Below are 22,778 nucleotides of genomic sequence, written 5' to 3'. Positions count from 1 at the left end.
CAACATTTGAAACAGACCTGAATATCAGCCGAGGCGGATGTTCAGGCTTTGTGCGTCTCCTGCACGGGCGGCATTGCTCAGTTGCTGACGGGCGCTGCTGCTGACGGTATTGAGCCAGCTAACCACAGTGTGGCTGCGGCCCAGGCGCAGGGCTTCGCAGGCCAGTTGCAAAGCGCTCTGGTTGCCGCGCGGTTGCAGCAGCAGGATGCGCTCGCGGTTCAGCCCGGCCTCGCGCAGCCAGGCCTGGGTCAGGCTGGCGGGCGGAGCGATCAGGGTCAGCCAGCGGGCGTCATGTTCTTCGCTCAACTCGCTCAGTTCACGCAGCATCGGTGCCAGCAGGCTCTGGCAGCTACCCAGTGCGCCACGCAAGGACAGCTCGCTGAAAACCTGGGCCGCGCCGGGGTGGGGTGCAGGCCTGGTGTTTTTCAGTCCGGGCAGTACCGGCTGGGCCAGGAATGCTTCGAACAGTGGCAATTGTGCTTGCAGCGGTACGTTCTGTGACGCAGGGGGGAACTGCATGATGCCTCCTTTACCGGCGTATGACGCCGACACTCAAGCCCTCGATCACCAGTTCCTGGTCTTTCAGGTTGACTTCGATAGGGGCGAATTCGGGGTTCTCGGCAATCAGCCAGACCTTGCTGCCTTCGCGCTTGAAGCGCTTGACCGTGACTTCATCGCCGATGCGGGCGACGACGATCTGGCCGTTACGGGCTTCGCGGCAGGTGTGTACCGCCAGCAGGTCGCCGTCGACGATGCCGACATCCTTCATGCTCATGCCGTGAACGCGCAGCAGGTAGTCGGCACGCGGATGGAAGAACCCCGGGTTGATGTTGCAGGACTCCTCGATGTGTTGCTGGGCGAGGATCGGCGCACCGGCTGCTACCCGGCCGATGATCGGCAGGCCGCTGTCGTCGGGCTTGGCTTCGAAGCCCGGGATGCGAATGCCCCGTGACGCCCCGGGGGTCATTTCGATCGCACCCTTGCGGGCCAGGGCCTTGAGGTGCTCCTCGGCGGCGTTGGGCGATTTGAAGCCCAGCTCCTGGGCGATCTCTGCGCGGGTCGGCGGGAAGCCGTTGTCTTCCAGGCAGCGTTTGATAAAAGCCAGAATCTCAGCTTGGCGTGGCGTCAGTTTTAGCATGTCGATCGCTCTGTCTTTTTATACAGTGACTGGGATTATATACAGTGGGTGGCAAGCTGCAAGCGCCAAGCTTGAAGAAACGGCACAGGGGCGTTCTTGCAGCTTGCAGCTTGTGGCTTGCAGCTATGGTTTAATACGTGACCATATGGCCGCAAAACGGCTGCGCGGACTTGACAAATCACCACTTTGAAACGTATGTTTCAAACAAGTGTTTGTCAGGCGGAGAAGTCATGGCCCAGTCGGAAACCGTAGAACGCATTCTCGATGCTGCCGAGCAGCTGTTCGCGGAAAAAGGTTTTGCCGAAACCTCATTACGGCTGATCACCAGCAAGGCCGGCGTCAACCTGGCGGCGGTGAACTACCATTTCGGTTCGAAGAAGGCCCTGATCCAGGCGGTTTTCTCGCGTTTCCTCGGGCCGTTCTGCGCAAGCCTTGAGCGCGAGCTGGAGCGTCGCCAGGCCCGCCCCGAGCAGAAGCCCACCCTTGAAGAGCTGCTGGAGATGCTGGTCGAACAGGCCCTGGTGGTACAGCCACGCAGCGGCAACGACCTGTCGATCTTCATGCGCCTGCTGGGCCTGGCCTTCAGCCAGAGCCAGGGTCACCTGCGCCGCTACCTTGAAGACATGTACGGCAAGGTATTCCGCCGCTACATGCTGCTGGTCAACGAAGCCGCGCCGCGCATTCCGCCAATCGAGCTGTTCTGGCGCGTGCACTTCATGCTCGGCGCTGCGGCGTTCAGCATGTCCGGGATCAAGGCCCTGCGCGCGATTGCCGAAACCGATTTCGGCATCAATACCTCGATCGAGCAGGTCATGCGCCTGATGGTGCCGTTCCTGGCCGCCGGCATGCGCGCCGACAGCGGCGTCACCGACGAGGCCATGGCTGCCGCGCAGCTGCGCCCGCGCAGCAAGTCCTCCGGCGCTCCGGTCGCCGCCAAGGCCTGATGCTACGGCTGGGCGCGGCGGGCCGCATCGGCTAAGCTAGCGCCCCATGGCCAGTCTCGATTTCCTGCATATTTCCCTCGCTGATCAATGCCTCTATGGGTTCGCCCAGGGGCAGTTGCGCCTGCGCCTCGAGATCTCCACCGCGCGCAATGGCGCGGGCGAGCTCAATGGTTCAGGTTGCACGCCGCGAGGGCGCCACCAGGTGCGTGCCAAGATCGGCGCCGGCCTGCCGCAAGGCGCGGTGCTGCGCGGGCGGCGCTGGACTGGCGAGACCTGGTCGGCCGAGCTGCATGAACAATTTCCCGGTCGCGACTGGATCCTTACGCGCATTCTCTGGCTCAGCGGTTGCGAGCCGGGCGTCAATCGCCTGGGGTCGGTCGACACCTTTCGTCGTTACATCTACCTGCATGGCACGCCCGATAGCGAACCTATGGGTGTGCCGTTGTCCCATGGCTGCGTGCGCTTGCGTAACGCCGACCTGCTGAGCCTGTTCGACCAGGTGCCGGTGCATTGCCCGGTGCAGATCGACGAAGCCGCGTGCCCCCAATGGGCTCACATCAGCGTCAACTGAAGGATCAATTATGAGTGCCAGCCTGCAAGGCTCCCTGATGGTCGACATCGCCGGTACCTGGCTGACCGCCGAGGACCGCCAGCTTTTGCGCCAGCCCGAAGTGGCCGGCCTGATCATCTTTGCCCGCAACATTGAAAGCCCGCGCCAGGTGCGTGAGCTGTGTGCCTCGATTCGCGCCATTCGCCCGGAACTGATCCTGGCGGTGGACCAGGAGGGCGGTCGGGTCCAGCGCCTGCGCCAGGGCTTTGTGCGCCTGCCGGCGATGCGCGCGATTGCCGACAACGACAACGCCGACTATCTGGCCGAACAGTGCGGTTGGCTGATGGCCACCGAGGTGCTGGCGGTGGGCCTGGACCTGAGCTTTGCGCCGGTGCTGGACCTCGATCACCAGCGCAGCGCGGTGGTCGGCAGCCGTGCCTTTGAAGGCGATCCACAGCGCGCCACGTTGCTTGCCGGTGCTTTTATCCGCGGCATGAACGCTGCGGGCATGGCCGCTTGCGGCAAGCATTTCCCCGGTCATGGCTGGGCCGAGGCCGATTCCCATGTGGCGATCCCTACCGACGAGCGCAGCCTGGAGCAGATCCGCGCAGCCGACCTGGTGCCGTTCACCCGCTTGAGCGGACAAATGGCGGCAGTAATGCCGGCCCATGTGATCTACCCGCAGGTCGACAACCAGCCGGCCGGTTTCTCCCGCCGCTGGTTGCAGGACATCCTGCGTGGCGAGCTGGGTTTCAACGGGGTGATCTTCAGTGATGACCTGTCCATGGCTGGCGCCCACGTGGTCGGCGATGCGGCCAGCCGCATCGAAGCGGCGCTGAGTGCCGGCTGCGACATGGGCCTGGTGTGCAATGACCGTGCGGCGGCGGAACTTGCCCTGAGCGCGGCCCAGCGCCTGAAGGTCAAGCCTTCGCCGCGGATTGCGCAGATGCGCGGGCAGGGCTTTGCCCGTACCGACTACCGTCAGCAGCCGCGTTGGCTGGAGGCGCTGGGGGCGCTGAAGGAAGCGCAACTGGTCGATTGATGGCAATCGCGGGTCAAGTCGGGTCGCCGTACCGCCGCTCCCACAGGGTGGGAGCGGGCTTGACCCGCGATGAATTCAACCGGATCTTGTGCCGTGCCGCTTCCCCGGCAACGGCGCAAACAACGCATCGATATCCTCCGCCGCCAAACGCCAGTCCCCCGCCTGACGCCCATCCAGCACACCCGCCGCCAACGCCGATTTCTCCAGTTGCAACTGCTGGATCTTTTCTTCCACCGTGCCCCGGGTAATCAGCTTGTAGACGAACACCGGCTTCTCCTGGCCGATGCGATAGGCACGGTCGGTGGCCTGGTTTTCCGCGGCCGGGTTCCACCACGGATCGTAGTGGATCACGGTGTCGGCCGCGGTCAGGTTCAAGCCCACACCACCGGCCTTGAGGCTGATCAGGAAGATCTGCAATTGCCCGCTCTGGAAGTCCTGCACCGGCGAGCGGCGATCGCGGGTCTCGCCGGTCAGCAGGGCATAGGCGATACCGCGGTGCTGCAGTTCGGCCTCGATCAGCCGCAGCATGCTGGTGAACTGCGAGAACAGCAGGACGCGTCGCCCTTCGGCCAGCAGTTCTTCGAGCATTTCCATCAGGCTGGTGAGTTTGCCGGAGTGGGCGCCGCGCGCGGTCGAGGCTTCGCTGTTGATCAGGCGTAAATCGCAGCACACCTGGCGCAACTTGAGCAGCGCTTCGAGAATGATGATCTGGCTGCGCGCCACGCCCTTGCGGGTGATTTCGGCGCGCACTTTCTGGTCCATGGCCAGGCGCATGGTTTCGTACACGTCACGCTGGGCATCGCTGAGCTCGACCCAGTGGATCATTTCGGTCTTGGCCGGCAGTTCGGTGGCCACCTGCTCCTTGGTGCGCCTGAGCAGGAAGGGCTTGATCCGCGCATTCAGGTACTGCAGGCGTTCATCGTTGCCCTGGCGCTCGATCGGCACGCGGTAGTCGCGGTTGAAGGCCTTGGCATCGCCCAGCCAGCCAGGCAGCAGGAAGTGAAACAGCGACCACAGCTCGCCCAGGTGGTTTTCCAGCGGCGTGCCGCTCAGGCACAGGCGCTGGCGTGCTTCGAGCTGGCGCGCGGCCTGGGCCGCCTTGCTGTTCGGGCTCTTGATGTACTGCGCTTCGTCGAGGATCAGCACATCCAGCGTCAGGCCCTTGAAGTGCTCCAGGTCCTTGGGTAGCAGGGCATAGGTGGTCAGCAGCAGGTCGTAGTTTTGCAGCGTGTCGAAATGCTTGCGCCGGCCAATGCCCTGCAGGGCCAGCACGCGCAAGCCTGGGGCGAAGCGCGCGGCTTCGTCCTGCCAGTTGGGGATCAGGCTGGTGGGCATCACCACCAGCGCCGGGCGGGTCAGGCGTCCGGCGTTCTTTTCGCAGAGCAGGTGGGCGAGGGTCTGCAAGGTTTTGCCCAGGCCCATGTCGTCGGCGAGGATGCCGCCAACCTGCAGCTCGCGCAGGGCCTGCATCCAGCTCAGGCCTTCGAGCTGATAGGGGCGCAGGGTGGCGTTCAGGCCATCCGGGGTTTGTGCCGGCTGCAAGCGAATATCGCGCAGCCGTTCGCCCAGGCTGCGCACCTGTTCGCCACCTTGCCAGCTCAACGGCAGGTCTTCCAGGTCGTTGAGGCGGGTGGCGTCCAGCGTTGGCAGGCGCACGCTGGTTTCGCCGGGTTCGCGCAGGTAAAAGTCACCCAGGGTGGCCAGCACCGGCTTGAGGCGGCCGTAGGGCAAGGCCACTTGCAGATTGCGCCGCGCTTCACCGGCGGGGGCGGGGATCTGCACCAGCAACTGCTCGTCGTCGCGACGCTTGTGCAGTTGCGCCGGGTTAAGCAGCTCCGGGTGGCTGCGTAGCACATTGAGCAGAATCGGCAACAGGCTCAGGCGCTGGCCATTGACCTCGATACCCAGCTCCAGGTCGAACCAGTCGCGGCCGCTGGCTTCGTCGATGTGCGCATACCAGTCGTCAACCTCGGCGAGGTTGAAGGCGAAGTCCTCGGTGTACTCGATCTCCCAGCCTTGCTCGCGCAGGCTGGGCAGATCGTTGAGCATGAAACGCAGCCAGGCCGCTTCGGAAGCCAGCTCCAGCAGGTCGCCGGCACTCTCCGGCAAGGCTTTGCTTTGCCGGGTGGCGACCTTGAAGCCCAGGCGTTGAAGGGTTTGGCGGATCTGACTTTCGGCTTCGGCGTGGCGCTGTATGCGCTGGCTGCTGACGTCCAGGCGGCCGGCTTCCTTGCCTTGCCTGCCGCTGGCACGAATGCCGTCATAGTTGAACGACAGCGCCGCCCGGTGCTGGTGCTGGCGCTGCATCCGGCCGGTTTGTGGCACGTAGGCGCTGAACTCGTGGCTGCCCAGGATCAGGTGAGGTGTGGGGGCAAGACCATCGTTAGGCATCGGGTTACTGCTCCATCATCTCCGCAGGCGCAGCGGGGGCGCTGACTGGGCGGTGGGTAGTAACTTTCAGCAGCACGGCCAGGTGTCCGCCATCGAGGAAGGTCAACTCGCCATTTTTCATGTTGCTGTTGCTCTGCTTGAATGCTTCGCTCTGCAGCACGCTGCCGTTGCCGTCGAACTGGTTGACCCAGAAGTTGGCTTCTGCGGCGATGAAGCGCTCTTCCTTGATGCTCAGGTTGCCGGCGATGGGGAACTGGCCGAAGTGTTCTTCGCCGTCGCTGATCGCCACCGTGCCTGCGTCCTGTTTCCAGGCCTTGTGCAGCAGCACGGTGTACTGCGGGTCGGCGGCAAGCTTGGCCGCTTCGTCATTGAGCGCCGGTTGGCGCAGGTCACCTTCCTGGATGGGCTGGGCGCCGTTGCGCCAGTCTTCCGGAGCCGACTTGATGGTGATCGCCGGCACGGCGTTTTGCCGTACCAGGATCATTTCGACCTGAAAAGTGCCATCGGCAAAGGCTGCCGGGGCGATCAGCGCCAGCAGCAGGGTCAGGCTACGCATTACACGCATGGAACTTCCTTCACGCAGATTGTGGGGTCAGGCGCTCGAACAGCGCCTCAAGGTTGTTGAAGCGTTCTTCCGGACGCTCCATCGGCACCAGGAACTTGAACTGGGTGGCGCCTTCGAACTTGTAGCGTTTTGGCTGGCTCTGGATCAGCTTGATCAGCACCAGCGGATCGACCGGGGTTTCCGATTCGAACTCGATCTTGCCGCCATTGGGCCCGGCATCGACTTTCTTGATGCCGAGTTTTTCCGCCTGCAGCTTGAGCAGGGTCAGGCGCACCAGGTTCTTGGTCGGCTCCGGCAGCAGGCCGAAGCGGTCGATCATCTCCACTTGCAGGTCCTTGAGGCCGTCTTCATCCACCGCCGAGGCGATGCGCTTATAGAGGATCAGCCGCGCATGGACATCCGGCAGATAGTCCTCGGGAATCAGCGCCGGCAGGCGCAGGTTGATTTCCGGGCCGCCGCCCAGCGGCTGGTCGAGGTTCGGCTGGGCGCCCTTGCGGATGGCCTTGACCGCGCGCTCGAGCATTTCCATGTACAGGGTGAAGCCGACTGCCTGGATCTGCCCGCTCTGGCCTTCGCCGAGCAGCTCGCCGGCGCCGCGGATTTCCAGGTCGTTGGTAGCCAGGACGAAACCTGCGCCCAGGTCCTGGGTGTTGGCGATGGCTTCCAGGCGCTTCTCGGCGTCCGGAGTGATCTGCTGGCGCGGCGGGGTGAGCAGGTAGGCGTAGGCCTGGTGGTGGCTGCGCCCGACCCGGCCGCGCAACTGGTGCAACTGGGCCAGGCCGAACTTGTCGGCGCGCTCGATGATGATGGTGTTGGCGCTCGGCACGTCGATGCCGGTCTCGATGATGGTCGAGGCGATCAGCACGTTGAAGCGCTTGTGGTAGAAGTCGCTCATCACCTGTTCGAGTTCGCGTTCGCGCATCTGCCCGTGGCCGATGCCGATGCGGGCCTCCGGCACCAGTTCGGCGAGGTCGGCGGCGCATTTTTCGATGCTCTTCACATCGTTGTGCAGGTAGTACACCTGGCCACCGCGCAGCAGTTCACGCAGCAACGCCTCTTTGACCGTGCTCTTGTTCTGCTCCATGACGAAGGTGCGTACCGACAGCCGGCGTGCCGGCGGCGTGGCGATGATCGACAGGTCGCGCATGCCGGCTACGGCCATGTTCAGGGTGCGCGGGATTGGCGTGGCGGTCAGGGTGAGGATGTCCACCTCGCTGCGCAGGGCCTTGAGCTGTTCTTTCTGGCGCACACCGAAGCGGTGTTCTTCGTCGATGATCACCAGGCCCAGGTCTTTGATCTTGACGTCGTCCTGCAACAGCTTGTGGGTGCCAATGACGATGTCGATCTTGCCTTCGGCCAGGTCCGCCACCGCGGCAGCGACTTCCTTGGGCGACTTGAAGCGGCTCATCACTTCAACCGTTACCGGCCAGTCGGCAAAGCGGTCGCGAAAACTGTTGTAGTGCTGCTGGGCGAGCAGGGTGGTGGGCACCAGGATCGCCACCTGGCGACCGCCATGCACGGCAATGAACGCCGCGCGCATGGCCACCTCGGTCTTGCCGAAGCCGACGTCGCCGCACACCAGGCGGTCCATCGGCTTGGCCGCGAGCATGTCCTCGCGCACCGCCTCGATAGCGCTCTGCTGGTCGGGGGTTTCCTCGAAGGGGAAGCCTGCGCTGAAGGTGGCGTAGTCCACCGACGGGTCGGCGAAGGCATAGCCTTTGCGCGCGGCGCGGCGGGCATAGATGTCGAGCAGTTCGGCGGCGACGTCGCGCACCTGTTCGGCAGCCTTGCGCTTGGCTTTCTGCCAGGCTTCGGAGCCGAGCCGGTGCAGCGGCGCCAGGGCGTCGTCGCTGCCGGTGTAGCGGGCGATCAGGTGCAGGTTGGCTACCGGCACATAGAGCTTGGCGCCCTCGGCGTATTCGAGGGTGAGGAACTCGGCGGCCTGGTTGTCGATTTCCAGGGTCGCCAGGCCCAGGTAGCGGCCCACGCCATGGTCGATATGCACCACCGGCGCGCCTTCGCGCAGCTCGGTGAGGTTTTTGATCACCGCATCGTTGTTGGCGTCGCTGCGCTTGTCGCGGCGCCGGCGCTGCATCACCCGCTGGCCGAACAGCGGGCTCTCGGCGACCAGGGCAATGGCCGGGTCGTCCAGCAGCAGGCCTTCGTCCAGCGGGGCGATGGTGATCGCCAGGCGCGCCTTGCCAGCGACGAAAGCGCTCCAGCTGTCGACGGTCTGCGGGCGCAGCTTCAGGCGTTCGAGCAGTTCCAGCAATACTTCGCGGCGCCCCGCCGATTCGGCGGTGAACAGCACGCGGCCAGGGAACGTCTCGAGAAACCCCGACAGCGCCGCCAATGGCTGGTTGGCCTTGGCTTCGATGGCAAGGTTGGGCAGGACCTGGGCCGGGAAGCGTTCGCGGCCGACCCCGCTGTCGAGGTCATCCTGGCTGACCACCACCCGCGGCCAGCTTTTGAGCCGGGCAAAGCAGTCTTCCACCGGCATGAACAGCTCGGCCGGCGGCAGCAGCGGGCGCGCCGGGTCGATGCGACGCTCCTCATAACGGTTGCGCACATCGCTCCAGAAGTGTTCGGCGGCCTGCTCGACACCGGGCAGGGAGAACACCTGGGTGTCCTGGGGCAGGTAGTCGAACAGGGTCGAGGTGTCGTCGAAGAACAGCGGCAGGTAGTACTCGATGCCGGCCGGGGTGATGCCGCTGGAAAGGTCCTGGAAGATCGGGCAGCGGCGAAAATCAACGTCGAAGCGCTCGCGAAAGCGCGCCTTGAAACGCGTCACCGCATCTTTTTGCAGCGGGAACTCGCGGGCCGGCAGCAGCCGCACCGACTCGACCTTGTCGATCGAGCGCTGGGTTTCCGGGTCGAAGGTGCGCAAGGTCTCGATTTCGTCATCGAACAGGTCGATGCGGTACGGCAGCTTGCTGCCCATCGGGAACAGGTCGATCAAGGCGCCGCGCACGGCAAATTCGCCGTGCTCGTAGACCGTGTCGACACAGCGGTAGCCGCTGGCTTCAAGGCGCGTGCGCATCTGCTCGACATCGAGCTTCTGGCCGATGTCCAGCACCAGGCTGCTGCCGAGCAAGAAGCGCGTCGGCGCCAGGCGGTGCAGGGCGGTGGTGATCGGCACCACGAGAATGCCGTGATCGAGCTCCGGCAGCCGGTACAGGCTGGAGATGCGTTGGGAGATGATGTCCTGGTGCGGCGAGAACAGGTCGTAGGGCAGGGTTTCCCAGTCGGGGAACGGCAGCACCGGCAGCTCGGGCGCAAAAAAGCGCAGCTCCTGCTCGAGGCGGTCAGCGCTCTGGCTGTCGGCGGTCAGCAGCAGGGTGAAGCGTTTGGCGGCGCTGGCCGCTTCGGCAATGGCCAGGCTCAGGGCGGCGCCCGGCAGGTTGCCCCAGGTTTGTTTGCCGGCAGTGGCCGGCAGGTGCGGTAGACGCAGAACAGGCACGGGAGGTCGAGCTCCAAGCGTTGCGACAAAGACGCCAATTGTACCGGGCGCAGGCCCGCGCTGTCAGGTTTGTGCAGGCTAAAAGCATGTAGTGCGATGCTGGCGACAGGCGCTCATTGCCCGATGGGCTGCGGGGCGTCATAATGTAGCCCCTTTTTTCTGTCCCTACATGTGGAAGGTTCCCGTGACTCAGAAGCCCGACCAGTGTCTTGGTGAGTGGATTGATCGTGAAGCGCTTGCAGAAGCGATGATCCCGCTTATCGGTCAGCTCTACCGCAATAACAATGTGGTGAGCTCGATCTATGGCCGTAGCCTGATCAACCGCTCGGTGATCTCGATCCTCAAAGCACACCGCTTTGCCCGTCATCGCCAGACCGACGAAACCGAACTGTCTGTACACGAGACATTCCCGCTGCTCAAAGCCATGAGCGAGCTGAAACTGGGCGCCGCCTCGGTCGACCTGGGCAAGCTGGCCAACAAGTTCAAGCAAGAAGGCAACGGCCGTACTGCCGAGCAGTTCGTGCGTGAAGAAATGGCTGACGTGGTTGGCCAGCAAAACGCTTCGGCACGCAAAGGCACCGACGTCGTGTTGTACGGCTTCGGTCGTATCGGCCGCCTGCTGGCGCGCATCCTGATCGAGAAAACCGGTGGTGGCGACGGCCTGCGTCTGCGCGCCATCGTCGTGCGCAAAGGCGCCGAGAACGATCTGGTCAAGCGTGCCAGCCTGCTGCGTCGTGACTCGGTGCACGGCCCGTTCGATGGCACCATCACCATCGACGAAGCCAACAACACCATCACCGCCAACGGCAACCTGATCCAGGTTATCTACGCCAAGAACCCGAGTGAAGTCGACTACACCCAGTACGGCATCGAGAATGCCCTGATCGTCGACAACACCGGTGTATGGCGCGACGCCGACGGCCTGGGCCAGCACCTGGCCTGCCCGGGCGCGGCCCGCGTGATCCTCACCGCACCTGGCAAGGGCGCGCTGAAGAACATCGTGCACGGCATCAACCATGGCGAAATCAGCGCTGATGACAAGATCATCTCCGCGGCTTCCTGCACCACCAACGCCATCGTTCCTGTGCTCAAAGCGGTCAACGACAAGTTCGGTATCGTCAACGGCCACGTTGAAACCGTTCACTCGTTCACCAACGACCAGAACCTGATCGACAACTTCCACAAGGGCAGCCGTCGTGGCCGCGCCGCGCCGCTGAACATGGTTATCACCGAGACCGGTGCTGCCACTGCAGCCGCCAAGGCACTGCCAGTGCTCAAGGGCAAGCTGACCGGCAATGCGATCCGCGTACCAACGCCGAACGTGTCGATGGCCATCCTCAACCTGAACCTGGAAAAAGCCACCAATCGCGAAGAGATCAACGAGTACCTGCGCCAGATGGCCATGCACTCGGACCTGCACAAGCAGATCGACTACGTGAGCTCCCAGGAAGTGGTCTCCACCGACTTCGTCGGTTCGCGCCACGCCGGTGTGGTCGATGCCGAAGCCACCATCTGCAACGATAACCGTGTTGTCCTGTACGTCTGGTACGACAACGAATTCGGTTACAGCTGCCAGGTAGTGCGCGTGATGGAAGACATGGCTGGCGTCAATCCGCCTGCTTTCCCACGCTAAGCTTGGCTTGATCGTGAAAGACGGGAACCTCAGGGTTCCCGTTTTTTTTGCCTGAATTTTCCCTGGAGGCTGGATGCGCAAGGCAGTGTTGATCGGTGCGATGCTGGGCCTGGCCGGGTGCGGGCAGGGCAACACCCTGGAGCGCATCAGTGGCCCGACCATGGGCAGCAGCTACACCGTGCAGTATGTGCGTACGCCCCAGGGGCCGGCACCGGAGCTGGTCAAGCGCGAGGTCGAGCGGATTCTGGAGGGTGTCGACAGGCGTTTTTCCACCTACCGTAGTGATTCTTTGACCGAAGCTTTCAACAGGCTGCCGGCCAATAGCTGTCAGTCGATGCCGGCCGATGTACTGCAATTGGTGCGGGTCGGCGAGCAACTGGCGCAGCTAAGTGACGGCGCTTTTGACCTGACCGTGGAGCCCTTGCTCGACCTGTGGGGCTTTGGCCCGCAGTCGCGGATGGAAAAAGTACCGGATGCCCAGGCCCTGGCTGCCACTCGCCAGCGGGTCGGGCATGGGCATTTGCGCATAGTTGGCGAGCAGCTGTGCAAGGATGCGCCGGTGGAAGTGGACTTCAACAGCATCGCCGCCGGGCATGCGGTAGACCTGCTGGTGGAGCGGCTAAAAGCCCTGGGGGTCGCGAATTTGCTGGTCGAGGCGACAGGTGAACTCAAGGCGATCGGGCGCAAGGCCGACGGCAGCCCGTGGAAAGTGGCGCTGGAACTGCCCCGCGCTGACCGCCAGATAGCCCAGCAAGTGCTGGACGTGGACGGGTTTGGTGTATCGACCTCCGGTGACTATCGCAATTATTTCGAGGAGAATGGCCAGCGCTATTCACACACCTTCGATGCGCGCCAGGGAAAACCCGTGAAACACGAGCTGGCCTCGGTGACGGTGTTTGACCGCTCGACGCTGATGGCTGATGGTTATTCGACCTTGCTGCTGATTCTCGGGCCTGAGCGCGGCTGGGAGTTTGCCCTTCGGCACGGGATTGGCGCAGTGTTCGTGACCCGGGTTGCCGATGGTTTCGTCTCCCGCAGCACGCCGGCGTTTGCCCAGGTGCTGGTGAACTGACAATGAATACATGTAGTGCAGAGAAAAATAGCCTACGACGCGACCAAGGGTTAATGTGCGCGGCGTTCAAGCTTGATTAGACTGCACCCGAATTTTTGCATGGCGCCGCTGGCGACATGAGGTAGCCCCGCCCGCCGATGTGGCGCGTGGGCCTGTTCTGAAGGAGTACGCATGGCTGTCTACAACTACGACGTAGTGGTGCTGGGTTCCGGCCCCGCAGGAGAAGGGGCGGCAATGAATGCTGCCAAAGCAGGACGCAAGGTGGCGATGGTCGATAGCCGTCGCCAGGTCGGCGGCAACTGCACCCACCTGGGTACCATTCCGTCCAAGGCCCTGCGTCACTCGGTGCGCCAGATCATGCAGTTCAACACCAACCCGATGTTCCGGGCCATTGGTGAGCCGCGCTGGTTCTCGTTCCCCGACGTGCTGAAAAGCGCCGAGAAGGTGATCTCCAAGCAGGTGGCCTCGCGCACCGGCTACTACGCCCGCAACCGCGTCGACGTGTTCTTCGGCACCGGCAGCTTCGCCGACGAGCAGACCATCGAAGTGGTCTGCGCCAACGGCGTGGTCGAGAAGCTGGTGGCCAAGCACATCATCATCGCCACCGGTTCGCGCCCGTATCGCCCGGCCGATATCGATTTCCACCACCCGCGAATCTACGATAGCGACACCATCCTCAGCCTCGGCCACACCCCGCGCAAACTGATCGTCTACGGCGCCGGCGTGATCGGCTGCGAGTACGCCTCGATCTTCAGCGGCCTGGGTGTGCTGGTAGAGCTGGTAGACAACCGCGGCCAGTTGCTGAGCTTCCTCGACTCGGAAATCTCCCAGGCGTTGAGCTACCACTTCAGCAACAACAACATCACCGTGCGCCACAACGAAGAGTACGAGCGTGTCGAAGGCCTGGACAACGGGGTGATCCTGCACCTGAAATCCGGCAAGAAGATCAAGGCCGATGCCTTGCTCTGGTGCAACGGCCGTACCGGCAACACCGACAAGCTGGGCCTGGAAAACATCGGCATCAAGGTCAATAGCCGTGGCCAGATCGAAGTCGATGAAAACTACCGCACCCACGTGGCGAACATTTACGGTGCCGGTGACGTGATCGGCTGGCCGAGCCTGGCCAGTGCCGCCCACGACCAGGGCCGCTCGGCTGCCGGCAGTATCGTCGACAATGGCAGCTGGCGCTTCGTCAACGATGTGCCGACCGGCATCTACACCATTCCTGAGATCAGCTCGATCGGCAAGAACGAGCAGGAGCTGACCCAGGCCAAGGTGCCTTATGAAGTGGGCAAGGCCTTCTTCAAGAGCATGGCCCGGGCGCAGATTGCCGGTGAGCCACAAGGCATGCTGAAGATCCTGTTCCACCGCGAAACCCTGGAAATCCTCGGCGTGCACTGCTTCGGCTACCAGGCCTCGGAGATCGTTCACATTGGTCAGGCGATCATGGACCAGCCGGGTGAGCGCAATACCCTGAAGTACTTCGTCAACACCACCTTCAACTACCCGACCATGGCCGAAGCCTATCGGGTAGCGGCTTACGACGGCCTCAACCGGCTTTTTTGAGCGGCTCCGGCCGGTGGCCTGAGCCGGCCGGGGAGACCGATTTCAGCGATTCTCGAGGGTGGCGCTGGCCAAACCGGGAAAGTCTGTAATCAGGCTGTCTACGCCGAAGTCGGCGAGCCTGCGCATCAGCGCCGGCTCGTTGACTGTCCACACCGAGACGTGCAAACCCTGGCGCTGGGCCTTGATCAGGCGCTCGGGGGTGCACAGTGTCCAGTTCAACGCCAGCAAGTTGCAGCCGTAGTTCTGGGCGACCTTCAGCGGGTCGAGCCAGGCGTACTCGGCCACCAGTCCTCTGGAAATATCCGGAGTCAGCTCCAGCGCTGCGCCCAGCACTTCCCGTGAGCTTGAGGTGATGGTGATCTTGTCGAGCAGGCCGAACTGCTGGGCCATTTCGCGGATCGCCAGCACGGTGGTGGCGGCGCGGGTGCGCGAGGCGCTCTTGACCTCAAGCTGCCAGTGCTCGAAATCGCACTTTTCAAACAGCTCCTCAAGTCGCGGGATCGGGCAGGGCGAGACCCAGCCCGGGCCACCCTTGCGCGCGTCGTAGGTGGCAAGGTCGGCGGCGCTGTGTTCAACCACCTTGCCGCGCCGGCCGGTGGTGCGCTTGAGGCTGGGGTCGTGAATCACCATCAGCTGGTTGTCAGCCGACAGGTGCAGGTCGAGCTCGCAGCGGCGCACGCCATGCTTGAGGCACTGCTGGAAGCTGGTGAGGGTGTTTTCGGGGGCTTCGCCCTTGGCGCCGCGGTGGCCGTAAATCGTGGTCACGTCTGTTCCTTCAACAAATAAGTGAAACTCAGGAGGCGCTTGGGTCGTTCTGCTCCAGGGCCTGGCGTCGTTGTTGCGCTTGGCGTTGCAGGATGTAGCGGGCCAGCAGCTGGCGCTGGGCGTCGGTGGTGTCGACGAACTCGGTGCCGATCTCGTACTGGCCGTCGGCCTGGCGGTCGCAATGGGTGACCTTGGCGCGCAGCAGCAGGCCCAGGGCCTGGGGCATCAGCACCATCTTCACGGCCACGCGCTCGCCGGCCGCCAGCGGCTCGGCGCGGTTGAACTCGATGCCGCCCTCGGACAGCACTACCGCCTGCGGCGCGCTCAATTGCCCGAGCAGGGTCTGCGCAACCACGGCACTGAGCAGATCGATGCGTTTGTTCTGGGCCTTGAGAAAGGCCGCCAGGGTGCGGTCCTTGTCACTGAGCTGGCGCAGCAGGTGCTGGGACTCGAACTCGCTCAGGTGCAGTTCACTGAGCAGGTTGAACAGCGGTGAAGTATCTTGCAACAAGTCTGTGCCAAGCGCTTCGGCGGCGCTCAACGGGCTAATTTCCAGTGCGATCCGATCCTCGATACGGTAGTATTCGCGGCGATCTTCTTCATCTAATGTCGACATGGCGAACCCATGGTAGCGGCGGTGGTCTGAGTGTAAAGCTGCTAATCAAGCCCCGCCACAAGGACGTTCCTCTTTCATCCGAACAAGCCCCGACATGTTCAGACCTCTCTTCGTATTCATCGGCACGCGTTATACCCGTGCCAAGCGTCGCAACCACTTCGTCTCGTTCATTTCCCTGACCTCGATGATCGGCCTCGCCCTGGGCGTTGTCGTGATGATCGTGGTGTTGTCGGTCATGAATGGCTTCGATCACGAGATGCGCACCCGGGTGTTGGGCATGGTGCCCCACGCCACACTGGAAACCGGCCAGCCGATCAACGACTGGCCCGCCCTTGCCAGTCAAGTAAAGCAGAACCCGCAGGTTCTGGCGGTGGCGCCCTTCACCCAGATGCAGGGCCTGCTGACCCATGACGGCAAGGTGCAGAAGGTGCTGCTCAACGGCATCGACCCGGCCCAGGAGCGCAAGGTCTCGATCATCGACGACTTTATCCGCGAGGGTAAGCTCGATGACCTGGCCCCTGGCGGCTTCGGCATCATGATCGGCGACAAGGCGGCGGCCAAGCTGGGCGTCGGCATCGGCGACAAGCTGACCTTCGTCGCCCCCGAGGTCACCGTCACTCCGGCCGGCATGTTCCCACGCATGAAGCGCTTTACCGTGGTCGGCATCTTCCATGTAGGCGCCGGTGAAATCGACGGCTACCTGGGCCTGACCAACCTGTCGGACCTGTCGCGCCTGCACCGTTGGAAAGCCGACCAGGTGCAGGGCCTGCGCCTGAAGTTCGACGACCTGTTCCAGGCCCCCCGGGTTGCCTGGGACATCGCCCAGAAGCTGGGCGAGCAGGAGTTCTACGCCCGCGACTGGACCCGTAGCCACGGCAACCTGTACCAGGCGATCCGCATGGAAAAAGCTATGATCGGCCTGCTGTTGCTGCTGATTGTCGCGGTGGCCGCGTTCAACATCATTTCCACCCTGGTAATGGTGGTCAACGACAAGAAGGGCGACATCGCCATCTTGCGCACCCTGGGCTCGACGCCGGGGCAGATCATGGCCATCTTCATGGTCCAGGGCACGGTGATCGGCGTGGTCGGCACCCTGATCGGCGCGCTGGTGGGCATTTTCGCCGCGCTCAATGTCAGCGCCGCGATTGCCGGCATCGAGACCCTGATCGGGCACAAGTTCCTCAATGCCGACGTCTACTTCATCGACTACCTGCCATCGCAGATCATGGCCGAGGACGTGTGGATGGTCTGCGGCGCGGCATTGGTCCTGAGTTTCCTCGCCACCTTGTATCCGGCCTGGCGTGCGGCACGCACCCAGCCTGCGGAGGCGCTACGTTATGAGTGAGTTGGGCATGAGTGATAAAGCAGTGCTGAGTTGCCGCAACCTGGGCAAGTCCTACGAGGAAGGCCCGGAGAAAGTCCAGGTGTTGTCCGGCCTGCAGCTGGAGCTGCACCCGGGCGAGCGGGTGGCGATCGTCGGTAGCTCCGGTTCAGGCAAGAGTACTTTGCTCAACCTGCTCGGCGGCCTCGATACCCCGACCGAAGGCAGCGTCTGGCTGGCCGGCGAAGAGCTCTCGGCATTGGGCGAACGCGCCCGTGGCCTGCTGCGCAACCGCGCCCTGGGCTTCGTCTACCAGTTCCACCACCTGCTGCCGGAGTTCACGGCGCTGGAGAACGTGTGCATGCCGCTGCTGATCGGTCGCACCGCCATCCCCGAAGCCCGCGAGCGCGCCGAAGCGCTGCTCAAGCGCGTCGGCCTGGGCCATCGCCTGAGCCACAAGCCGGCCGAACTGTCCGGTGGCGAACGCCAGCGCGTGGCCATCGCCCGGGCGCTGGTCAACCGTCCGGGGCTGGTGATGCTCGACGAGCCTACCGGCAACCTCGACCATCACACCGCCCAGGGTATCCAGGACTTGATGCAGGAGCTCAGCAGCTCTTCGCAGACGGCCTTCCTGGTGGTGACCCACGATCTCAATCTGGCGCGCCAGATGGACCGCGTACTGCGCCTGGAAGACGGGCACCTGGTACCGATCTGATTGCCCGCGCAACGTGCCCGCCGCTGTCAGGCGGGCACCTGGTTCCTTTTCTTTACCCGGGTGCTTTCGTTCATGTTCAGACCCTTGTCTATTTTCATCGGCGCGCGCTACACCCGCGCCAAGCGCCGCAACCATTTCATCTCGTTCATTTCCATGACCTCGATGATCGGCCTGTCCCTGGGCGTGCTGGCGATGATCGTGGTGCTGTCGGTGATGAACGGCTTCCAGCGCGAAATGAGCTCGCGCATCCTCGGCATGGTGCCGCACGCCAGCGTGCTCGGTGCCCAGCCGCTGGACGACTGGCGGCCGGTGGCGGCGCAAGCCTTGAAAAACCCTGAAGTGATCGCCGCCGCACCACTGACCGAGATGGAAGGCATGCTCTCTTACAAGGGCTCGATGCAGCCGATCCAGGTCAGCGGCATCGACCCGGCCGAGGAGGGCAAGGTCTCGATCGTCGCCCAGCATATCGTCCAGGGCAGCCTTGAAGACCTCAAGCCGGGTGAGTTCGGCGTGGTCATCGGTGAAATCACCGCGCGCCGCTTTCGCCTCAATGTTGGCGACAAGCTGACCCTGATCGTGCCCGAAGTCAGCAGCGCGCCGGGTGGCATCACCCCGCGCATGCAGCGCCTGAACGTGGTCGGGGTATTCAAGGTCGGCGCCGAGCTCGACGGCTCGCTGGGCCTGATGCACATGGCCGACGCCGCGCAGATGCAACGCTGGGCGCCGAACCAGGTGCAGGGCGTGCGCCTCAAGGTCAAGGACCTGTACGCGGCGCCGCAGGTGTCCAAGGCGATTACCGCAAGCCTTGGCGAGCAGTACCGCGCCGATGACTGGACCCACACCCAGGGCAGCCTGTTCAGCGCCATGAAGATGGAAAAGACCATGATCGGCCTGTTGCTGCTGCTGATCATCGCCGTGGCGGCGTTCAACATCATTGCCACGCTGATCATGGTGGTCAACGACAAGGGCGCCGACATCGCCATCCTGCGCACCATCGGCGCAACGCCGGCGCAGATCATGGGCACCTTCATGGTTCAGGGCAGCCTGATCGGTATCGTCGGTACCTTGATCGGCGGCGTGCTGGGGGTGATTGCCGCGCTCAACGTCAGCCAGATCGTCGGCTGGCTGGAGCGGGTCAGCGGCCAGCACATCTTCACCTCGGACGTGTACTTCATCAGTACCTTGCCGTCGGAACTGCAATGGGGCGACGTGGCGCTGATCTGTAGCGCCGGCCTGATCATGAGCTTCCTGGCCACCCTGTACCCGGCCTGGCGGGCTTCGCAGGTAGAGCCGGCGTACGCCTTGCGTTACGAGTGATGGCTGATCGCGGGGCAAGCCCGCTCCTACACCGGCTGTAGGAGCGGGCTTGCCCCGCGATGGTATTCACACCGTCGGCAAGTCGATCACGAACCGCGTCCAGCCCTCAGCCGACTCCCCACGAATACGCCCGCCGTGCGCCTGTACGATCGAGCGGGTAATCGCCAGCCCCAACCCCGCATGCTCACTGCTGCCTTCGCGCCGCGCCGGGTCTGCCCGGTAGAAGCGGTCGAACAGTTTCGGCAGCAACGCCGGGTCAATCGGCTCACCGCGGTTGGCCACCTGCAGCCTTACTCCGTCTTGGTGTCGCTCGATGGTCACACGTATCTCGCCGCCGGCCGGGGTAAAGCGCAGGGCGTTGTCGAGCAAATTGGACAGCGCCCGGCGCAGCATATGCCGGTCGCCGGCAAGCGGCGCTTGGCCCTCACGGCTCAGGCTTACCTCGGCATCTTCAGCCAGCGGCGCGTAGTATTCGAGCAAGGCATCGGCCTCGTCTTCAAGTGCCAGTTGCTGGCGGCTGGGCATCAGCAAACCGTGGTCGGCCTTGGCCAGGTAGAGCATGTCGTTGACCAGTTGCGCCATCCATTGCAGCTCTTCGAGGTTACTGTGCAGCGCCTCGCGGTATTCATCCAGGCTGCGCGGCCGGGTCAGGGTTACCTGGGTGTGGGTCAGCAGGTTGGACAGCGGCGTGCGCAGCTCGTGGGCAATGTCGGCAGAGAACGCCGAGAGGCGCTGAAAGGCATCGTCCAGGCGTTCGAGCATGGCGTTGACGGTCTGCGCCAGTTCCGCCAGTTCCACCGGCATTTGCCCTTCGGGCAGGCGTGTGGTCAATGAGCGTGCCGACACCCCGGAGGCCACTTCGCCCATCTGCCGCAGTGGCCGCAGCCCGCTGCGCGCGGCCCAGGCGCCGAGCAACGCGGTCGCCAGCGCCGAAAGGCCGACAGTCAGCCAGATCAGCTGCTGCATGCGCTGGAGGAAATGCTGATGGTGGGTGATGTCGAGAAACAGCGTCAGCTGCGCGTCGCCACCGTTGAGGTTGACACACAGGCTGCGAAAGTCGACGCCGCTGCTGTGCAGGGTGCTCAGGCCGAGCACTTGCGGCGACTCGGGCAGGCCGGCCTGGCTGTCGAACCAGATGCGCCCGTCCCGGCCGCGAATGCGCACGGCAAGGTCGGCCTGGTGGCTGAGTTCGGTTTGCAGGGCAGGCAGGCGCGGGGCGAGGCTGGCCGGGTCGTCCACGCCTTCGAGCATCTGGCGCAGCAGTGACAGGCGGCTGTTGAGCAGTTGCTGGTCGAGCTCGATGAAGTGGGTGGCGCTGGCGCGGCTAAAAAGGATACCGGCAGTCAGCGACACCACTGCCGTGCAGGCGGCAAACAGCAGTGCCAGGCGACTACCGAGGGACAGGCGGCGCATCAGGCGCTGCGCTCTTCAAGCACATAACCCATGCCGCGCACGGTATGGATCAGCTTGTTGTCGTGGGCATCGTCGATCTTCAGGCGCAGGCGGCGGATCGCCACTTCAATGACGTTGGTGTCGCTGTCAAAGTTCATGTCCCACACCTGCGAGGCGATCAGCGATTTGGGCAGCACTTCGCCCTGGCGGCGCAGCAGCAGTTCGAGCAGGGCGAACTCCTTGGCGGTCAAGTCGATGCGCTGGCCTGTGCGTTCGACCCGGCGGCGGATCAGGTCCAGGCGCAGGTCGGCCAGGCCCAGGCTGGTTTCCTGTGCCGGGCTGCAGCCACGGCGCAGCAGGCTGCGCACCCGTGCCAGCAGTTCAGAGAAGGCGAACGGCTTGACCAGGTAATCGTCGGCGCCCAGTTCCAGGCCGTGCACGCGGTCTTCGACGGCGTCGCGGGCGGTGAGGAACAGCACCGGGATTTCCAGGCCGGCGGCGCGCACCGCCTGAAGGATCTGCCAGCCATCGCGGCCCGGCAGCATGACGTCGAGGATCAGCAAGTCATAGTCGCCGGTCAGGGCCAGGTGCTGGCCGGTATTGCCGTCGCTGGCAAGCTCGGTGGCAAAGCCCGCTTCACTGAGGCCCTGGCACAAGTACTGGCCGGTCTTGGTCTGGTCTTCGACGATCAACAGTTTCATCGGCTGGCTCTTTTACGTGGATTGCCGCAGGGTTATACCGCGGCGGGCGTGGCGGGTGGCCAAGCTGACAAAGTTGTAATGTTTTTGTCAGGTGACTGCCAGCGGCGATTTTCTACAGTGAAGCCTGAACCGTCGCAACCCTGGAGTGGGCTTGAAATGAAACACCTTTTTATCATTGGCGCACTGGCGCTGTTCAGCCTTCCAGCCTTGGCGTCGCCCGCGCATTCCTACACCTTCGGCCAGCCTGCGCCTGCGAGCAAGGCCACCCGCAGCGTCGAGGTGGTGATGGGCGACATGTATTACGCGCCGCGCAGCCTTGAGGTCAAGGCCGGGGAGACTGTGCGCTTCGTGCTGGTCAACAAGGGCGCGGTAGTCCATGAGTTCAGCCTCGGCGATGCTGTGATGCACGCCAGGCACCAGAAAGAAATGCTCGCCATGCAGGGCCAGATGGACCATTCGGCCATGGGCCACGGCAACATGAATCACGCCAGCATGCAGCATGACGATCCGAATACGGTGATGGTCGAACCTGGCAAAAGCGCCGAGCTGACCTGGACCTTCAGCCAGTCGGCGCCAATCGAGTTCGCCTGCAACGTGCCCGGTCATTATCAAGCGGGCATGGTCGGCAAGCTGACCATCGGCCAATAACAGCCGATTGCCCAAAGCATGGCCTAAAACCGATAAACTAGGCGCATTTGCTCCTACAGGTTTTAGCCATGCATCCTGCCGCCGAACATTCTCCGCTGGGTAAATCCAGCGAATACGTTTCCACCTACACACCCTCGCTGCTGTTCCCGATCCCGCGGGCGGCAAAATGGGCCGAGCTGGGCGTCAGCGCCCAGACCCTGCCATGGCAGGGCGTCGATTTCTGGAACTGCTTCGAGCTGTCCTGGCTGCTGCCATCGGGCAAGCCGGTGGTGGCCATCGGTGAGTTCGCCATCCCGGCCGACTCGCCGAACATCATCGAGTCGAAGTCGTTCAAGCTGTACCTCAACTCGCTGAACCAGACCGTGTTCGAATCGCCCGCTGCCCTGCAGGCATGCCTGGTCAAGGACCTCTCGGCTGCCGCCGGCAAGCCGGTGGGCGTGCAGGTCCGCAGCCTGGCCGAGGTCGAAGGGCAGGGCGTGGTCGGCTTGCCGGGCGTGTGCATCGATGAGCTGGATGTCAGCATCAGCAACTACGAGCAACCGCAGCCGGAGTTGCTGCGTTGCGACAGCGCCAACATTGTTGAAGAAACCCTGCACAGCCATTTGCTCAAGTCCAACTGCCCGGTCACCGGCCAGCCGGACTGGGGTAGCGTCACCGTGCACTACCGTGGCGCGGCGCTGGATCACGCCAGCCTGCTGACCTACCTGATCAGCTTCCGCCAGCATGCCGACTTTCATGAGCAGTGCGTCGAGCGCATCTACCTTGACCTCAAGCGCCTGCTCAACCCCGAGCACCTGACGGTTTATGCCCGTTACGTGCGCCGCGGCGGCCTGGACATCAACCCGTACCGCAGTACTTCACAGGTGACCCTTCAGAACCTGCGACTGGTTCGCCAGTAACGAAAAGCCCCGTTCGATGACGGGGCTTTTTTATTCCGGCGGG

20 protein-coding genes are annotated in these 22,778 nt (G+C 63.6%); 11 read left to right on the top strand and 9 right to left on the bottom strand.

Features of this window, described 5'->3' with window-relative positions:
• Nucleotides 1-24: 24 nt before the first annotated feature.
• Complete coding sequence (sulA, locus tag LOY34_RS18625; protein WP_045194905.1) at nucleotides 25-519, bottom strand: SOS-induced cell division inhibitor SulA; 495 nt, start codon at nucleotides 517-519, stop codon at nucleotides 25-27.
• A 10-nt stretch (nucleotides 520-529) separates the two neighbouring features.
• Nucleotides 530-1,138: a transcriptional repressor LexA gene (lexA, locus tag LOY34_RS18620; protein WP_045194902.1), complete on the bottom strand. Its 609-nt coding sequence runs from the start codon at nucleotides 1,136-1,138 to the stop codon at nucleotides 530-532.
• Nucleotides 1,139-1,368: 230 nt separating this feature from the next.
• Between lexA and LOY34_RS18615 the strand changes: the two genes are divergently transcribed.
• The 3 genes from LOY34_RS18615 to nagZ are packed head-to-tail and all read left to right on the top strand — an operon-like array spanning nucleotide 1,369 to nucleotide 3,674.
• Nucleotides 1,369-2,082 carry a TetR/AcrR family transcriptional regulator gene (locus LOY34_RS18615; RefSeq protein WP_195884684.1) on the top strand — a complete coding sequence of 238 codons (714 nt, stop codon included), beginning with the start codon at nucleotides 1,369-1,371 and terminating at the stop codon, nucleotides 2,080-2,082.
• Nucleotides 2,083-2,128: 46 nt separating this feature from the next.
• Nucleotides 2,129-2,653 carry a L,D-transpeptidase gene (locus LOY34_RS18610; protein WP_045194898.1) on the top strand — a complete coding sequence of 175 codons (525 nt, stop codon included), beginning with the start codon at nucleotides 2,129-2,131 and terminating at the stop codon, nucleotides 2,651-2,653.
• 22 nt (nucleotides 2,654-2,675) lie between these two features.
• Entirely contained in the window at nucleotides 2,676-3,674 is a 999-nt protein-coding gene (gene nagZ, locus LOY34_RS18605; protein WP_176794328.1) for a beta-N-acetylhexosaminidase, read from the top strand.
• A 75-nt stretch (nucleotides 3,675-3,749) separates the two neighbouring features.
• On the opposite strand, the gene LOY34_RS18600 is transcribed toward nagZ, so the two are convergent.
• From LOY34_RS18600 to mfd, 3 genes are read right to left on the bottom strand one after another with little or no spacing between them, the layout of a single operon-like run.
• Complete coding sequence (locus tag LOY34_RS18600; RefSeq protein ID WP_258663864.1) at nucleotides 3,750-6,065, bottom strand: DEAD/DEAH box helicase; 2,316 nt, start codon at nucleotides 6,063-6,065, stop codon at nucleotides 3,750-3,752.
• A gap of 4 nt (nucleotides 6,066-6,069) precedes the next feature.
• Complete coding sequence (locus LOY34_RS18595; protein WP_195884682.1) at nucleotides 6,070-6,630, bottom strand: CsiV family protein; 561 nt, start codon at nucleotides 6,628-6,630, stop codon at nucleotides 6,070-6,072.
• 10 nt (nucleotides 6,631-6,640) lie between these two features.
• Entirely contained in the window at nucleotides 6,641-10,090 is a 3,450-nt protein-coding gene (gene mfd, locus LOY34_RS18590; RefSeq protein WP_045194889.1) for a transcription-repair coupling factor, read from the bottom strand.
• Nucleotides 10,091-10,259: 169 nt separating this feature from the next.
• Here mfd and LOY34_RS18585 point away from each other — a divergent pair, with 169 nt between their 5' ends.
• The 3 genes from LOY34_RS18585 to sthA all read left to right on the top strand — a co-directional run bounded on the left by LOY34_RS18585 (nucleotide 10,260) and on the right by sthA (nucleotide 14,361).
• Nucleotides 10,260-11,723: a glyceraldehyde-3-phosphate dehydrogenase gene (locus LOY34_RS18585; RefSeq protein WP_045194887.1), complete on the top strand. Its 1,464-nt coding sequence runs from the start codon at nucleotides 10,260-10,262 to the stop codon at nucleotides 11,721-11,723.
• 73 nt (nucleotides 11,724-11,796) lie between these two features.
• Nucleotides 11,797-12,795 carry an FAD:protein FMN transferase gene (locus LOY34_RS18580; protein WP_195884681.1) on the top strand — a complete coding sequence of 333 codons (999 nt, stop codon included), beginning with the start codon at nucleotides 11,797-11,799 and terminating at the stop codon, nucleotides 12,793-12,795.
• A 171-nt stretch (nucleotides 12,796-12,966) separates the two neighbouring features.
• On the top strand, nucleotides 12,967-14,361 hold the full coding sequence (gene sthA, locus LOY34_RS18575) for a Si-specific NAD(P)(+) transhydrogenase (RefSeq protein WP_038994353.1): 1,395 nt from the start codon (nucleotides 12,967-12,969) through the stop codon (nucleotides 14,359-14,361).
• A gap of 42 nt (nucleotides 14,362-14,403) precedes the next feature.
• Here sthA and LOY34_RS18570 read toward each other — a convergent pair whose 3' ends face one another.
• Nucleotides 14,404-15,126 (bottom strand): glycerophosphodiester phosphodiesterase, encoded by a 723-nt coding sequence (locus tag LOY34_RS18570; protein ID WP_045194882.1) that lies wholly within the window; start codon nucleotides 15,124-15,126, stop codon nucleotides 14,404-14,406.
• 28 nt (nucleotides 15,127-15,154) lie between these two features.
• Nucleotides 15,155-15,742, bottom strand: coding sequence for a PilZ domain-containing protein (locus LOY34_RS18565; RefSeq protein WP_045194879.1), 588 nt, complete (start codon nucleotides 15,740-15,742; stop codon nucleotides 15,155-15,157).
• A 94-nt stretch (nucleotides 15,743-15,836) separates the two neighbouring features.
• Here LOY34_RS18565 and LOY34_RS18560 point away from each other — a divergent pair, with 94 nt between their 5' ends.
• From LOY34_RS18560 to LOY34_RS18550, 3 genes are all read left to right on the top strand, one after another.
• Nucleotides 15,837-17,087, top strand: a complete 1,251-nt coding sequence (locus LOY34_RS18560; RefSeq protein WP_045194878.1) for a lipoprotein-releasing ABC transporter permease subunit — start codon at nucleotides 15,837-15,839, stop codon at nucleotides 17,085-17,087.
• A 7-nt stretch (nucleotides 17,088-17,094) separates the two neighbouring features.
• Nucleotides 17,095-17,778, top strand: coding sequence for a lipoprotein-releasing ABC transporter ATP-binding protein LolD (lolD, locus tag LOY34_RS18555; RefSeq protein ID WP_176794235.1), 684 nt, complete (start codon nucleotides 17,095-17,097; stop codon nucleotides 17,776-17,778).
• Between the two features lie 72 nt (nucleotides 17,779-17,850).
• Nucleotides 17,851-19,095 (top strand): lipoprotein-releasing ABC transporter permease subunit, encoded by a 1,245-nt coding sequence (locus tag LOY34_RS18550; protein WP_038999248.1) that lies wholly within the window; start codon nucleotides 17,851-17,853, stop codon nucleotides 19,093-19,095.
• Between the two features lie 66 nt (nucleotides 19,096-19,161).
• Here LOY34_RS18550 and LOY34_RS18545 read toward each other — a convergent pair whose 3' ends face one another.
• Together LOY34_RS18545 and LOY34_RS18540 are read right to left on the bottom strand one after the other, a co-directional pair.
• The gene (locus LOY34_RS18545; protein WP_195886031.1) at nucleotides 19,162-20,511 is read right to left on the bottom strand and encodes a heavy metal sensor histidine kinase; all 1,350 of its coding nucleotides are present in this window, start codon (nucleotides 20,509-20,511) and stop codon (nucleotides 19,162-19,164) included.
• Nucleotides 20,508-21,188, bottom strand: coding sequence for a heavy metal response regulator transcription factor (locus LOY34_RS18540; protein ID WP_195884680.1), 681 nt, complete (start codon nucleotides 21,186-21,188; stop codon nucleotides 20,508-20,510). The genes LOY34_RS18545 and LOY34_RS18540 overlap by 4 nt, the downstream gene beginning before the upstream one ends.
• Nucleotides 21,189-21,344: 156 nt before the next feature.
• On the opposite strand from LOY34_RS18540, the gene LOY34_RS18535 reads away from it, so the two are divergent.
• A complete protein-coding gene (locus tag LOY34_RS18535) occupies nucleotides 21,345-21,836 on the top strand; it encodes a plastocyanin/azurin family copper-binding protein (RefSeq protein WP_195884679.1) in 492 nt (163 codons plus the stop codon).
• 68 nt (nucleotides 21,837-21,904) lie between these two features.
• Nucleotides 21,905-22,735, top strand: a complete 831-nt coding sequence (gene queF / locus LOY34_RS18530) for an NADPH-dependent 7-cyano-7-deazaguanine reductase QueF (protein ID WP_195884678.1) — start codon at nucleotides 21,905-21,907, stop codon at nucleotides 22,733-22,735.
• Nucleotides 22,736-22,778 lie beyond the last annotated feature (43 nt).

Origin of the sequence: Pseudomonas sp. B21-009 (assembly GCF_024749345.1) — a bacterium.
Taxonomy (GTDB): Bacteria; Pseudomonadota; Gammaproteobacteria; order Pseudomonadales; family Pseudomonadaceae; genus Aquipseudomonas.
The sequence above is the reverse complement of the archived record's forward strand: the minus strand, read 5'-3'. Positions and strand labels throughout refer to the sequence as shown.